Source organism: Streptomyces purpurascens, from assembly GCF_045040895.1.
GTDB lineage: Bacteria > Actinomycetota > Actinomycetes > Streptomycetales > Streptomycetaceae > Streptomyces > Streptomyces purpurascens.
The window spans coordinates 5,998,675-6,013,283 of sequence record NZ_CP108341.1; the positions used below are offsets into that span (position 1 = coordinate 5,998,675).

Consider the following 14,609-nt stretch of genomic DNA (forward strand, 5'->3'; position numbering starts at 1 on the left):
ACGTCGGATGATCAAATGAGTGCGGTCGGCACCGGATGAGCGCCTGAGTTCACCGTGAAGCATCCGGGTCGCAGCCCCCACGGGGCCTCCACATCAACACAAAACCCTCATTTAGGAGCAATCGTGGCGCGCGACATCGCGGCTCCCACCGTCCCCACCACTCACCAGGGGCTGATCTCGTGGGTGAACGAGATCGCCGAGCTGACCCAGCCGGACAACGTGGTCTGGTGTGACGGATCCGAGGCCGAGTACGAGCGCCTGTGCGGGGAGCTCGTCGAGAAGGGCACCTTCCGGAAACTCGACCCGATCAAGCGCCCCCACTCCTACTACGCGGCCTCCGACCCCACCGACGTCGCCCGCGTGGAGGACCGGACGTTCATCTGCTCCGAGAAGGAGGAGGACGCGGGCCCGACCAACCACTGGAAGGCCCCCGCCGAGATGCGGGAGATCTTCCAGGGTGCCGGGGGCCAAGGGGGTCTGTTCCGCGGCTCGATGCGCGGCCGCACCCTGTACGTCGTGCCCTTCTGCATGGGCCCGCTGGGCTCGCCGCTGTCCGCGCTCGGCGTCGAGATCACCGACTCGGCGTACGTCGCCGTCGCCATGCGCACGATGACGCGCATGGGCCAGGCGGTCCTGGACGAGCTCGGCTCCGACGGCTTCTTCGTCAAGGCCGTGCACACCCTGGGCGCCCCGCTGGAGCCCGGCCAGGAGGACGTCCCCTGGCCCTGCAACCAGACCAAGTACATCTCGCACTTCCCCGAGGACCGCGAGATCTGGTCCTACGGCTCCGGCTACGGCGGCAACGCCCTGCTCGGCAAGAAGTGCTACGCCCTGCGCATCGCCTCCGTGATGGCGCGTGACGAAGGCTGGCTGGCCGAGCACATGCTGGTCCTCAAGCTCACCCCGCCGCGCGGCGAGGCCAAGTACGTCGCCGCGGCCTTCCCGAGCGCCTGCGGCAAGACCAACCTCGCCATGCTGGAGCCGACCGTCCCCGGCTGGACGGTCGAGACCATCGGCGACGACATCGCCTGGATGCGCTTCGGCGAGGACGGCCGGCTGTACGCCATCAACCCCGAGGCCGGCTTCTTCGGTGTCGCCCCCGGCACCGGCGAGCACACCAACGCCAACGCCATGAAGACGCTGTGGGGCAACTCCGTCTTCACCAACGTCGCCCTCACCGACGACAACGACATCTGGTGGGAGGGCATGACGGAGGAGACTCCGGCCCACCTGACGGACTGGAAGGGCAACGACTGGACCCCGGAGTCCGGCGTCCCGGCCGCCCACCCCAACGCCCGCTTCACCGTTCCGGCCTCGCAGTGCCCGATCATCGCGCCGGAGTGGGAGGACCCCAAGGGCGTGCCGATCTCGGCGATCCTCTTCGGCGGCCGCCGCGCCACCGCCGTACCGCTGGTGACGGAGTCCTTCGACTGGAACCACGGCGTCTTCCTCGGCGCCAACGTGGCCTCCGAGAAGACCGCCGCGGCCGAGGGCAAGGTCGGCGAGCTGCGCCGCGACCCGTTCGCGATGCTGCCGTTCTGCGGCTACAACATGGGCGACTACATGGCCCACTGGATCGACGTGGCCAAGGACAAGGACCAGTCCAAGCTGCCGAAGATCTACTACGTCAACTGGTTCCGCAAGGACGACCAGGGCAAGTTCGTGTGGCCCGGCTTCGGCGAGAACGCCCGTGTCCTGAAGTGGATCGTGGGGCGCCTGGACGGCACGGCCGAGGGCGTCGAGTCGCCGATCGGCGTCCTGCCGGCGAAGGGCGCCCTCGACACGGACGGCCTCGAACTGTCCGACGCCGACCTGGACTTCCTGCTCACGGTCGACAAGGAGGTCTGGCGCGAGGAGGCCGCCCTGGTCCCCGAGCACCTCAACACCTTCGGCGACCACACGCCGAAGGAACTGTGGGACGAGTACCGCGCGCTGGTGAAGCGCCTGGGCTGAGACCCGCACCCAAGACTCCGCGGCCGGTCTACCGAGAGTGCCCTGACCAGCAACATCGTCACGGCCGGCCGCGGTGACAGCACCACCTTCAGGCAGGGGTTCGCACCACGGTGTGCGAGCCCCTGCCTTCGTCGTTCCCGTCGCGCCCCCTTGCTCACCGAATCTTCACGCCTGTTTCATGTTCTACAGGCGCCTCACCGGTCCCGGTGGGGCTCTCAACACAGCCTGTGGGGGGCACAGTTGAATACCGCACACCGTTCCAGACGGCTCGCCGCCACGCTGTCCGCCGCGTTATTCGCGGGGACCGGCCTGACCGTCGCCGCCGCACCCGCGGCGCACGCGGCGGCCTCCGACGCCGTGGCCAAGCTGCCGATCTCGTCGTACTCGGCACTGGCCGTCGACAACGTCCACCAGCGGGTCTTCGTGGCGGACAGCAACGTCGGCTACTACCTCAACTCCGGCACCATCGCCGTCTACACCTTCCAGGGTGAGCGCCTGACGACGCTCACCACCAACCAGGCCCATGTCTCCGGCCTCGCGGTCAGCGCCGACGGCAACACGCTGTACGCGGGTCTGCGCGACCGGATCGACGCCTTCGACACCACCACCTACCAGCGCACCACCGTCGCCTCCGCCAACACCGACACCTGCGGCCGGGAGGTCGCCCAGTCCGGCGGCCAGCTCTACTTCACGACGCCGTACGCGTCCTCGACCTCCCAGTGCGCCACCGCCGAGACCCATCTCGACGGGATCGTGAACGGCGCGCACACCCGCACCGGCTGGAACGACAGCGGCGATCTGCTGCTGGAGGCCGGCGCCGGGGACCGCATGCTCATGGGCCAGCCGCTCAACGCGAAGGCGGCCGACCCCTTCCTCGCCGTCTACGACACCAGCGACGGCGCCCTCGTCCGCAACGCCGCACGGCGCTTCGCCGACGGCCAGGGCAACGGCGCCCTGAACCTCAAGGACCTGGCGTTCTCCGCCGACGGCGGCAAGGTCGCCCTGGCCGACGCCACCGCGGGCACCCGGCTGCTGAACACCGGCGACCTGTCGGACGCGGCGACCGGTTACCGGTCCCTGCCCGAGGGGGCCACCGCCAGCGCGGTCGCCTTCAGCGGCGACGGCAAGTACATCGCCCGCGGAGCCTCCGCCACCGGCGCCGTCCCCGACCTGCTGGTGCAGCCCGCCGACCCGGGCGACTCCACCACCCCGCTGGAGTTCGTCTTCGAGGGCAGTCTCGACGGCGACCGGGTCGTGCCGCGCGGCATGAAGTGGTCGGCGGACGGTTCCCGGCTGTTCGCGGTCACCACCAACGCGGCCGGCGGCCAGTACTGGCTGCACATCATCAAGCCGCCCGCCGTCCAGTACGACGCCCGCTTCACCGGAGGCCTCACCCACAGCCCCGGCCAGGCCGTGGCGGGCGAACCGCTGGCCGTGCGCGGCAAGCTGGAGCACGACGGGCCGGCGCCCGCCGAGCCGCTGAAGGTCAAGGCGACCCGCACCGACGCGAGCGGCACCCACGACCTGGGCACCGCCACCGTCAAGGCGGACGGCACCTTCACGGTCCTCGACGAGCCCGACCGCCTCGGTGAGGCCACGTACACCGTGTCCTACCTCGGCGACCTGACCCACCGTCCGGCCACGGACATCACCCACACGGTGACGGTCGCCAAGGCCCCCACCACGATCGCCCTCACCGCCCCCGGCGAGGCGAACCTCTCCGACGGCATCGAGATCACCGGCAGGTTCGAGGCGCGGGGCAAGGCTCTCGCTGACCGTGCCGTGCTCAAGGTCGTACGCGAGGACCGCCTCGGCAGGGGCACGCTCTCATCGGTGACCGTCGCCGCCGACGGCACCTTCACCATCAACGACATCCCCCGCACGTACGGCGACGTGACCTACACGGTGACGTGGCCGGGCGACGCCCTGCACGAGGGATCGACGGCGTCGGCGGAGACCTACGTCAGACGCTAGCCATTGCGATGCCGCTGGGGGAGACGCCCCTCCTGGGGGCGCGGGGAACTGCGCGACCGGCCACACTGAACCCGCACCCGCCCACGGGCGATACCCCAACGGCGATAGACGGCTCAAGCCAACGCAGAGCTGTGGCACCCGGCCCGCGCGTCGCTGCGGGTGCGCGCGGACCGGGGCCGTTCAAGGGAGCCGTGAAACAGGCTCAGCGGGACGCGAGTGCGCGCGGCCCCAGAGCCGCCGTATGGGCGTCCATGCACTCGGCGGCGAGAATGGCGGCAGCCGTATCGGCCCGGGACGCGGCGACGACCAGCGCACGCCCCGCCAGGGCATGCGCCCGCCGGTGGAGCGCCACGGCGCTCCGCTCGCGCCGGCCCCTGGACGCGCGGGTCGGCGTACGCCCACCCCTCAGCCGGGCCACCTGCTCCGTGAGCCGCTCCGCCGAGGCGTCCAGATCGGCCGACGGTGCTGCCGCGCGGAGTTCGTCCGTGACGGCGAGCAGCGCGGCGAGATGGCCCGCGAGCTGGATGTCCAGCTCTTCCTCGCGCGATCGGTGGGGGAAGTCGGCGGTGGTGCCGGCCATCGTGGTGTGGACCGACTTGGCGCGGATCGGTTCGTACATGGGACGGCCTCCTGAGTGCTTCAGGAAGCCATCCTAGCTTAGATTTCGTCTAAAGTTGAGTTGTTCACAAAGCCGGACCGCCTGCACACGCAGTGTGAGCGGGTCTCCGGTCAGGGCTGGCTGTAGCCGTCCAGGAAGTGCCCGATCCGGCCCATCGCGTCCCGCAGGTCGCCGACCGACGGCAGGGTCACCACGCGGAAGTGGTCCGGCTCCGGCCAGTTGAAGCCCGTGCCCTGGACGACCATGATCTTCTCGCGCCGGAGCAGGTCCAGGACCATGCGCCGGTCGTCCTTGATCTTGAAGACCTTGGGGTCGAGGCGCGGGAAGAGGTACAGCGCCCCCTTCGGCTTCACGCAGCTCACGCCGGGGATCTGGGTCAGCAGCTCGTACGCCACGTCCCGCTGCTCGCGCAGCCGGCCGCCCGGCAGCACCAGGTCGTTGATCGTCTGCCGTCCGCTGAGCGCCGCGACCACGCCGTGCTGTCCCGGCATGTTCGCGCACAGGCGCATGTTCGCGAGGATCGTCAGGCCCTCGATGTAGGAGTCGGCGTGTGCGCGCGGCCCGGAGATCGACATCCAGCCGACCCGGTAGCCGGCGACCCGGTACGCCTTCGACATGCCGTTGAAGGTGAGGGTGAGCAGATCGGGGGCGACGGCGGCGGTCGGGGTGTGCGTGGCCTCGTCGTAGAGGATCTTGTCGTAGATCTCGTCCGAGCAGACCAGCAGGTTGTGGCGGCGGGCGATGTCGGTGAGCCCCTTGATCATCGCCTCGTCGTAGACGGCCCCGGTCGGATTGTTGGGGTTGATGATGACGATCGCCTTGGTGCGGTCGGTGACCTTGCGCTCGACGTCGGCCAGATCCGGCATCCAGTCGGCCTGCTCGTCGCACCGGTAGTGCACGGCGGTGCCGCCGGACAGGGAGACGGCGGCGGTCCACAGCGGGTAGTCCGGCGCGGGGACGAGGACCTCGTCGCCGTCGTCGAGCAGTCCCTGCATCGCCATCACGATCAGCTCGGAGACGCCGTTGCCGATGAAGACGTGCTCGACGTCCGTCTCGATGCCGAGGGTCTGGTTGTGCATGACGACCGCGCGCCGCGCGGCCAGCAGCCCCTTGGCGTCTCCGTATCCGTGTGCGGAGGACACGTTCCGGAGGACGTCCTCCAGGATCTCGGGCGGACACTCGAAGCCGAACGCCGCCGGGTTGCCGGTGTTGAGCTTGAGGATGCGGTGACCCGCGGCTTCCAGGCGCATCGCCTCCTCGAGCACCGGGCCCCGGATCTCGTAACAGACGTTGGCGAGCTTGGTCGACTGGATCACCTGCATGTCAGGGAGCTTACGGCCCGGTAATGCCCCGCGGCTCGTGTTTTCCGCCACGTGAGACGCGCCGTTTTGGACCGGTATCGCCGCACGCTGTCCCACCAGCCCTTTCGACGCCTAGAATTCGCCGCCATGTTCAGGCCATCCGAGTACGCCGACGGAGCGACGGGCGGCGAGCCCCAGGGGCCGCCGAACGTGTATCTGCCGCGGACCGCCCCGCCCCCGGCGTACGACGCGTACGCCGATCCGGCGGCGGCGCACGGCTGGCAGGACGTGTACGAGCCCGAGGGCGCGCGGGGCGGCGCGGGCGACACACGCGAGCTGCCGCCGGTGCCGGCGCACGGCCGGTCCGGTGCGGGCCGCCGCTCCCGGCGCCGACCGGGGCCGTGGCGTGCCCGCCGAGTAGCGGTCGCCGCCGGGGCCGTGGGCGCCGTGTCCGCGGCCGCGCTGATCGCCGGTCTCTCCCTCTCGGACGCACCCTCCGGCGGGGCGCGCGGTGGTGAGCGCGGCCGAACGGGCCCGACGGCAGGGCAGTCGCCGACGCCGCCGCCCACCGGCACCGGCCCGGCATCCACTCCCGCGGTCCCGCTCGTCGGCGGCCCGGCGGATGGTGACGAGCCGTCCGGCGCCGCGTCCGCGAGCCCGTCCACCGCGGCGAGCCGCACCCCGTCCGAGTCCGGGACGGACGCCGGGAGTCCCTCGGCCGACAGCCCGACGCCCTCCGCTCCCGCCGCCACCACGTCGGCCCCGGGCCGATCCGAGGGAAGACCCGGACACGGTCCCGGCGGCACGAAGGGCCCCAAGTAATCCGTCTCCCAGGGCCATTGAGTAGGGTCAGGCCCGACGGGCCGGTCCTGGCAGGAGAACAACTCCTTGCCCGCCCGCCTTGCGACGATCACAATGCGCATGACAACACTGCGGGCGGCCGGAAGATTTCCGGCCGCCTCCGTCGCAAGAGGGGACCCCCCATGAGAAAACCTCTCGCCGCCGCGTTCTTCGCCCTGGCGATAGCCGGGGCCGGCGCGGCTCCCGCGACCGCTGCCGAGGCTGGCCCCCAGGGCTTCGGCAAGGCCGCGGACGCGGGCAAGGTCACGTCCGCCGTCTCGGACGTGGTCACGTCCGCAACGGAGACCCTGTCCGGGCTCAGGAGCCCGTCGGCCAAGGCTGTGAACTTCGCCGGCACCGTCGCGCTCAGCAACTGCTCCGGCTCCGTCGTTCGCATGCCGGACTCCGAGGACAACGACCCGGCGCTGGTGATGACCAACGGCCACTGCCTGGAAGGCGGCATGCCCGAGCCCGGTGAGGCCCGCGTCGACCAGGCCTCCAGCCGTACCTTCGGCCTGCTCAACGCCTCCGGCTCGCGCGTCGCCACCCTGCGCGCCGCCAAGCTCGCGTACGGCACGATGACCGACACGGACGTCGCGTTCTACCAGCTCACCACCACGTACGGGCAGATCAAGAGCTCGTACGGCATCAACGCGCTGACGCTGAACGACTCGCACCCGGTCGCCGGCACCGCCATCAGCATCCCCTCGGGCTACTGGAAGCGGATCTACAGCTGCGACATCGACGGGTTCGCGCACACCCTGAAGGAAGGCGACTGGACCTTCAAGGACTCGGTCCGCTACACCTCCGCCTGCAACACCATCGGCGGCACGTCCGGCTCGCCCGTCGTCGACCAGGCCACCGGCAAGGTCGTCGCGATCAACAACACCGGCAACGAGGACGGCGAGCGCTGCACGGTGAACAACCCCTGTGAGGTCGACGCGAACGGCAACGTGACCGTCCGCAAGGGCATCAACTACGCCCAGGAGACCTACCAGATCCCGTCCTGCTTCGGCGTCGACAACAAGCTCGACCTGAGCGCGAGCGGCTGCACCCTGCCCAAGCCGTAAGGCAGGGTGCCGGGCCGGGTGGTCACGCGCGGGCGGTTCCGCGCACCGCCCGGCCCGCCAGGACGTCCGTGCGCCGGCCGTCCTCGATCACGAAGCGGCCGTCGACCAGGACGTACGGGATGCCCGTCGGGAGCGTGCGGGGTTCGGCGAACGAGGACCCCGCCGCTACCGTCGCCGGATCGAAGAGGACCAGGTCCGCGACGTACCCCTCGCGCACCAGGCCCCGGTCCGGCAGTCGCAGCCGGGCCGCCGGGCGTGCGGTGAGGTGCGCGACGCACTCCTCCAGCGACAGCACCCCCAACTCCCGCACGTAGTGCCCCAGGTAGTGCGGGAACGTGCCGTAGGCGCGCGGGTGCGGCTTGGCGCCCTGGAGGATGCCGTCCGAGCCGCCGGTGTGCACCCGGTGGCGCATGATCGCCCGGACGTTCTCCTCGTGGCCGACGTGCTGGAGGATCGTCGGGGCCAGCCGGTCGGCCAGCAGCAGTCCCCGCGCGGTCGTCCAGGGGGCCTCGCCCCGCACGTCCGCCGACTCCTTCACCGTCCGGCCGACGAACTCGGCCAGGGCCGGATCGCCCACGCCCGAGATCTCGACGGTGTCCCACTCGATGGGCACGCCGTGGCAGCCGTCCGAGCCGGTGACCTCCAGGTCGTGGCGGATCCGCTCGGCCGTCTCCTCGTCCGCCAGCCGCACGAGGGCCGCCTCGGGGCCGCCCTCGTTCGCCCAGCTCGGCAGCATGGCCGCCAGCGTCGTACAGCCCGGCGTGTAGGGGTACGTGTCGAGGCTGATGTCGGCCCCGGCCACCAGCGCCTCGTCCAGCAGGGACAGCAGTTCCGGCGCCCGGCCCTTGTTCACGCCGAAGTTCATGGTGGCGTGGGCGAGATGCAGGGAGCAGCCCGCCTGACGGGTCAGGTCGACCATCTCCCGGTACGCCTCCAGGGCGCCCGCGCCGTAGGAGCGGTGGTGCGGGCAGTAGTAGCCGCCGTACGACGCCACCATCCGGCACAGCTCGGTCAGTTCGGCGTCCTGGGCGTACATGCCGGGTGTGTACGTCAGCCCGGACGACATGCCGACGGCGCCCTGCTCCATGCCCTCGGCGACCAACTGCCGCATCCGGTCGAGCTCTTCGGGGGTCGCCTTCCGGTCCTCCCAGCCGACCGCGAGCGCGCGGACCGTGCCCTGGGGGATCAGATAGGCCGCGTTGACCGCGATCCCGCGGTCCAGCCGGTCCAGGTACTCGCCCACCGACCGCCAGTCGAAGTCGATGTCGTCACCGGAGCCGTTCCACCCGGCGATCGCCCGGCGCACCTCGCCGAGCGTGCGGTCGTCGACCGGCGCGTACGACAGTCCGTCCTGGCCGATGACCTCCAGGGTGACGCCCTGCGCGGCCTTGGCACTGTGGTCGGGATCGCGCAGCAGGGCCAGGTCGCTGTGGGCGTGCATGTCGACGAAGCCGGGGGAGAGGACCAGCCCCTCCGCGTCCAGTTCCCGGCGTGCCTTCGGCCGCTGGCAGCCGGCCGCCGCAGCCTCCTTGACGATTCCCACGATCCGGCCGCCGTCGACCACGACATCGGCCCGGTACGAGGGCCCGCCGGAGCCGTCCACGACCTCCGCGTCCCGGATGACGAGCTCTTCCATCGCGCGGGCCTCCTAGAAGAACGTGCGGACGTAGTCGACGACCGTGCCGTCCGCCGCCACGACCGGGATCAGCTGCCACTTGTCGAACGACGTGCACGGATGGGACAGACCGAGACCGACCCAGTCCCCGACCTCCAGATCCGCCTCCGGCGTGGTGCTCAGCCAGGCGTGCTGGTCGGACAGGCCGGTCACCGACACCCCGGTGGCCGGGCGCTCGGCGCCGTCCCGGCGGATCACCTGGGCGAAGGGCAGATCGAGGTCGTAGGCCGCGTCCCGCTTGCCCGCGTTGACGAAGGCCTGCTCGGCGGAGGGCCGCGACACCACCTGGGTCCACAGGCGGAACGCCGGCTCCAGGGCGCCCTCCTCGGGGACCCGGTTGAACGGGGTCAGCTTGCGGTAGTGGCCGTCGTCGTGCGAGACGTAGGCGCCCGAGCGCAGCAACTTCAGTACAGGGCGGGAGAGTCCGGGGATCTCCGCGAAGACCTCGGCGACCGCGTCGAACCAGGCGCTGCCGCCCGCGCTGACGACGACCTCGTCCACGCCCTCGAAGCGCCCGGCCTCGTCGAAGCCGGCGGCGAGCGCGACCAGCCGCCGCAGCCACGCCGTCACCCGCTCCGGATCGGCCTTCGGCACCTCGCCCTCGTAGCCCGCGACACCGACGAGCCGCAGGGTCCGCGTGCGCGCCACCGCGTCCGCGACCGCCGCGCACTCCGCCTCCGTGCGGACCCCGGTCCGGGCGCCCTCCCCGGCGGCCAGTTCGACGACGACGTCCACGGGGCGCCCCGCCCCGCTCAGCGCGGCGTCCATCAGTTCCACCCCGCGCACGGAGTCGACGTAGCAGACGAAGCGGAAGTCCGGGTCGGCGTCCAGCTGTGCGGAGACCCAGCGCAGGGCCGCCGGGTCGACCAGCTCGTTCGCGAGGAACACCCGCCGGGTCCCGAACGCGCGTGCCACCCGCACCTGGTGGGGGACCGCCAGCGTGATGCCCCACGCCCCGTGCTCGATCTGCCGCTGGAACAGCTGCGGTGCCATGGAGGTCTTGCCGTGCGGTGCGAAGGCCAGGCCGTGCCGGGCCGCGTAGGTCTCCATGAGCCTCAGGTTGTGTTCCAGGCGCTCGGCGGACAGCGCGAGCACGGGCGTGGCGAAGCCGCCGGTGAAGAGATTGCGGCGCTGGGCGGCCAGCTCGCCCACGGTCAGGCCGTCGGCGTCCGGCGGGAGGCCCTTGAAGCGGTGGTCGACGCGCTCGGCGGCGAGCCGGGCGAGGGACTCGGCGGCGGTGTCGGCTGTCATGGAGCCTCCTGATCAGTTGTGTTGCATTCTCTGCAATGTGCATTGCGTATGTCGCTGAACGCTGTCTAACATCTCGGCCACCCGCGGTCAATGAAACCGCCACCGGCCACCCCGACGCCTCGACGAGGAGCTACGAGCATCGTGACCCCCACCGGACCCTGCAACGCCCCCGACGTCGTGGACGTCGTCGCGCTCGGCGAGTCCATGGTCACGTTCCTGCCCTCCCGGCCGGGGCGGCTCGCCGACGTGCCCTCCTTCGACCGGGGCATCGGAGGCGCGGAGTCGAACGTGGCGTGCGTGCTGGCCGCCGCCGGGCATTCCGTGCGGTGGGTGAGCCGGGTGGGGGACGACCCGTTCGGTGATCACCTGGTCGAGGCGATCGGCGGGTACGGGGTCGACGTGGCGCATGTCCGGCGCGATCCCGGCCGCCCCACCGGCATCTACTTCCGCACCGCCGGGGACCGGGCCACCGACGCGCACGAGGTGGCGTACTACCGGACCGGTTCCGCGGCGTCCGCGATGAGCGTGACGGACCCCGATCCGGCGGCGGTGCGCGCCGGGCGCGTGCTGCATCTGTCCGGGATCACGCCCGCGCTCTCCGCGAGCTGCCTGGACCTGATGCGCGAGCTGACCGCCCGCCGGCCCGGCCGCCCCCTGGTCTCCTTCGACGTCAACCACCGGCCCGGACTCTGGGGGGACACGGACGCACCCCGGGTGCTGCGGGACCTCGCACGCGGCGCCGACCTCGTCTTCGTCGGACAGGACGAGGCCTGGGGGCTGCACAGCCCCGAGGCCGTCCGCGCCGCCCTCCCCGAACCCGACGTGCTGGTCGTCAAACAGGGCGCCGCGGGAGCCACCGTCTTCGAGAAGCGGGACGTCACCTTCGTCCCCGCCCCGCGCGTCGACGTCGTCGCCGAGGTCGGGGCGGGCGACGCCTTCGCCGCCGGGTTCCTCTCCGCCACCCTGCGCGCACTGCCCGTCCGGGACCGGCTGCGGCACGGGCATCTGATGGCCGCCGCCGCGCTCACCGTCCCCGGCGACCACGCCACACCCCCTTCCCGGGAGCACGCCGACCGGCTCGCCGCCCTGGACGACGCGGCATGGGGGAGACTGCGACTCGGCCCGGGCTGGACCGCGGAGGCACAGCGGGCCGACGAGGAGGTACGTACGCCATGAGCCAGACCGTCGACCGCGCGCTGAGCATCCTGCCGCTGCTCGCCGAGGGCCCCGCCGACCTGGGGCAGGTCGCCGACCGCCTCGGCGTGCACAAGTCCACGGCCCTGCGCCTGCTGCGCACCCTCCACGAGCACGGCCTCGTCTACCGCCAGTCCGACCAGCGCTACCGCCTCGGCGCCCGCCTCTTCGCGCTCGCCCAGGAGGCGATGGAGAACCTCGACGTCCGCGAGATCGCCCATCCCCACCTGGTCCGCCTCAACGAGAGCTGCGGCCACACCGTGCACCTCGCCGTGTACGAGGAGAACGAGGTCCTCTACATCGACAAGGTCGAGAGCCGCTACCCCGTGCGGATGTACTCCCGGATCGGCAAGCCCGTCGCCATCACCGTCGCCGCGGTCGCGAAGCTGCTGCTCGCCGACCTGCCCGAGCACGAGCGGCGGGCCGTGGCCGAGAAGCTCGACTACCCCACGTACACGGCCCGTTCGACACCCAACGCCGGCGCGTTCCTGCGCGAGCTGGACAAGGTGCGCGAACAGGGCTGGGCCACCGATCTCGGCGGCCACGAGGAGTCCATCAACTGCGTCGCGGCGCCCATCCGCGGCGCCGACGGCCGGGTCGTCGCCGCGATGTCGGTCTCCGCGCCGAACGTCGTCGTCACCGCCGACGAACTCCTCACCCTCCTGCCGCTGGTGCGCCGTACGGCGGACGCCATCAGCGGCGAGTACTCCGGCAGGACACCAGTGAAGGGCACCGTATGACGGACAAGATCGCACTCACCCCGAAGACCCACACCACCCCGCCGGCGAAGTTCTCGCACGGTGTGAGGAAGGGCAACATCCTCCAGGTCGCCGGCCAGGTCGGCTTCCTGCCCGCCGAGGAGGGCAAGGCGCCCACGCCCGCCGGGCCGACCCTGCGCGAGCAGACCCTCCAGACCCTGGCCAACGTCAAGGCGATCCTCGAGGAGGGCGGCTCCGGCTGGGACGACGTGATGATGATCCGCGTCTACCTCACCGACGTCGACCACTTCGCCGAGATGAACGCGATCTACAACGCGTACTTCGAGGAGCAGGGCCTGACCCAGCCGCCCGCCGCGCGCACCACGGTCTACGTGGGCCTGCCCGCGGGCCTCCTCATCGAGATCGACGCGCTGGCCGTCCTCGGCTGACCCTCCACCCCACCTCGCTCGTCCAGGCGCGGCGCCACCGGTGCGCCGCGCCGCGCTCCCCCCTACCCCGAAACTGCATGCATTTAAGTAGAGGACCCCCAAATGTCCCATCCGCTCGCCGCGTCAGCCCCTGCCGAGACCCCACCCCACACCGGAGGCCTGCTCCTCCTCGTGGACGGCACGGCCGGACTGCTGCTCACCGCCGCCCTCGGTATCGGGCTCCTGCTGTTCCTCATCATCAAGATGAGACTCCAGCCGTTCGTCGCGCTGCTCGCGGTCTCCATAGCCGTCGGCCTGGCGGCCGGTCTGTCGGTCACCGAACTCTTCGGCACGGTCCAGAAGTCGGACGCCGTCTCCACGATCGAGTCCGGCATGGGCGGCATCCTCGGCCATGTCGCGATCATCATCGGCCTGGGCACCATGCTCGGCGCGATCCTCGAAGTCAGCGGCGGCGCGGAGGTACTGGCGAGTCGCCTGCTCGGCCTGTTCGGCGAGAAGCGCGCCCCGCTCGCCATGGGCCTGACCGGCCTGATCTTCGGTATCCCGGTCTTCTTCGACGTCGGCATCTTCGTCCTGGCACCGATCGTCTACGCCGCCGCCAAGCGCTCGGGCAAGTCGATCCTGCTCTACTGCCTGCCCCTGCTCGCGGGCCTCTCCGTCACCCACGCCTTCCTGCCCCCGCACCCCGGCCCGGTGGCCGCGGCCGGTCTCCTCAACGTCGACCTCGGCTGGGTCATCCTCATGGGCATCGTCTGCGGACTGCCCGCCGTGCTGGCCGCGTGGGCCTACTCGGCGTGGATCGGCCGCCGCATCTTCGTCGCCGTGCCGCAGGACATGGTCGAGGCGGCGGAGGAGGCCAAGCAGGCGGTCCTCGACGAGCAGCGGGCCACCGGCACGGAGCCGCGCGAGCAGCCGGTCTCCCTCGGCACGGTCCTCGGCATCATCGGCACCCCGCTGGTCCTGATCCTGGCCGCGACCTTCTCCTCGATCGCCCTGGACCCCTCCACGCTCCGCTCGGTGATCGAGTTCTTCGGCAACCCCTTCGTGGCGCTCACGCTCGCCCTGTTCCTCGCGTACTACCTGCTCGGCATCCGGCGCGGCTGGTCCCGCAAGTCCCTGGAGACGGTGTCCACGGCGTCCCTCAAGCCGGTCGGCAACATCCTGCTGGTCGTCGGCGCGGGCGGCATCTTCGGCGCCGTCCTCAAGGCCAGCGGCGTCGCCCAGGCCCTCTCCGACACGTTCAACGACGTGGGCCTGCCGGTGCTCGTCCTCTCCTACCTGATCTCCGTGGTCCTGCGCGTCGCCCAGGGCTCGGCGACGGTCGCCATCGTCACGACGGCGGGCATCGTGGCCCCGCTGCTCTCCGAGGGCGACCACTCCCAGGCGTTCGTCGCCCTGGTCATCATGGCCATCTCGGCCGGCTCCATCTTCGCCTCGCACGTCAACGACGGCGGCTTCTGGATGGTGGCGAAGTACTTCGGCATCAGCGAGCGGGACACTCTGAAGTCGTGGACGGTGCTGGAGAGTGTGCTGTCGGTGGCGGGGTTCGTGGTGGCCGCGGTGCTGAGCCTGTTCGTGTAGGCGT

General features: G+C 71.3%; 12 protein-coding genes. 8 read left to right on the forward strand and 4 right to left on the reverse strand.

The genetic code is table 11. The annotated features are described in order from the left end of the window. The first annotated feature begins 123 nt into the window (after nt 1–123). Entirely contained in the window at nt 124–1,953 is a 1,830-nt protein-coding gene (locus OHU35_RS27485) for a phosphoenolpyruvate carboxykinase (GTP) (protein ID WP_189722944.1), read from the forward strand. A 240-nt stretch (nt 1,954–2,193) separates the two neighbouring features. Further along, complete coding sequence (locus OHU35_RS27490) at nt 2,194–3,927, forward strand: Ig-like domain repeat protein (protein WP_405507252.1); 1,734 nt, start codon at nt 2,194–2,196, stop codon at nt 3,925–3,927. A 202-nt stretch (nt 3,928–4,129) separates the two neighbouring features. Here OHU35_RS27490 and OHU35_RS27495 read toward each other — a convergent pair whose 3' ends face one another. Both OHU35_RS27495 and OHU35_RS27500 read right to left on the reverse strand, forming a co-directional pair. Then, a complete protein-coding gene (locus OHU35_RS27495) occupies nt 4,130–4,546 on the reverse strand; it encodes a hypothetical protein (protein WP_189722946.1) in 417 nt (138 codons plus the stop codon). 110 nt (nt 4,547–4,656) lie between these two features. Continuing rightward, nucleotides 4,657–5,868, reverse strand: a complete 1,212-nt coding sequence (locus tag OHU35_RS27500) for a pyridoxal phosphate-dependent aminotransferase (protein ID WP_189722947.1) — start codon at nt 5,866–5,868, stop codon at nt 4,657–4,659. Between the two features lie 126 nt (nt 5,869–5,994). Between OHU35_RS27500 and OHU35_RS27505 the strand changes: the two genes are divergently transcribed. Together OHU35_RS27505 and OHU35_RS27510 are read left to right on the forward strand one after the other, a co-directional pair. Then, nucleotides 5,995–6,669, forward strand: a complete 675-nt coding sequence (locus tag OHU35_RS27505) for a hypothetical protein (RefSeq protein WP_405507253.1) — start codon at nt 5,995–5,997, stop codon at nt 6,667–6,669. 161 nt (nt 6,670–6,830) lie between these two features. Beyond that, nucleotides 6,831–7,757 (forward strand): serine protease, encoded by a 927-nt coding sequence (locus OHU35_RS27510; protein ID WP_189722949.1) that lies wholly within the window; start codon nt 6,831–6,833, stop codon nt 7,755–7,757. A 22-nt stretch (nt 7,758–7,779) separates the two neighbouring features. Here the strand turns inward: OHU35_RS27510 and OHU35_RS27515 are convergent, their stop codons facing one another. Next, nucleotides 7,780–9,393 (reverse strand): amidohydrolase family protein, encoded by a 1,614-nt coding sequence (locus tag OHU35_RS27515; protein WP_189722950.1) that lies wholly within the window; start codon nt 9,391–9,393, stop codon nt 7,780–7,782. A gap of 12 nt (nt 9,394–9,405) precedes the next feature. Beyond that, entirely contained in the window at nt 9,406–10,683 is a 1,278-nt protein-coding gene (locus OHU35_RS27520) for an amino acid deaminase (protein ID WP_189722951.1), read from the reverse strand. Between the two features lie 141 nt (nt 10,684–10,824). Here OHU35_RS27520 and OHU35_RS27525 point away from each other — a divergent pair, with 141 nt between their 5' ends. The 4 genes from OHU35_RS27525 (at nt 10,825) to OHU35_RS27540 (ending at nt 14,605) form a co-directional block, all read left to right on the forward strand. Then, nucleotides 10,825–11,859 (forward strand): sugar kinase, encoded by a 1,035-nt coding sequence (locus OHU35_RS27525; RefSeq protein WP_189722952.1) that lies wholly within the window; start codon nt 10,825–10,827, stop codon nt 11,857–11,859. Beyond that, entirely contained in the window at nt 11,856–12,617 is a 762-nt protein-coding gene (locus OHU35_RS27530; protein WP_189722953.1) for an IclR family transcriptional regulator, read from the forward strand. The genes OHU35_RS27525 and OHU35_RS27530 overlap by 4 nt, the downstream gene beginning before the upstream one ends. Then, the gene (locus tag OHU35_RS27535; RefSeq protein WP_189722954.1) at nt 12,614–13,024 is read left to right on the forward strand and encodes a RidA family protein; all 411 of its coding nucleotides are present in this window, start codon (nt 12,614–12,616) and stop codon (nt 13,022–13,024) included. The genes OHU35_RS27530 and OHU35_RS27535 overlap by 4 nt, the downstream gene beginning before the upstream one ends. Nucleotides 13,025–13,126: 102 nt before the next feature. After that, the gene (locus tag OHU35_RS27540) at nt 13,127–14,605 is read left to right on the forward strand and encodes a GntP family permease (RefSeq protein ID WP_189722955.1); all 1,479 of its coding nucleotides are present in this window, start codon (nt 13,127–13,129) and stop codon (nt 14,603–14,605) included. Nucleotides 14,606–14,609: the final 4 nt, after the last annotated feature.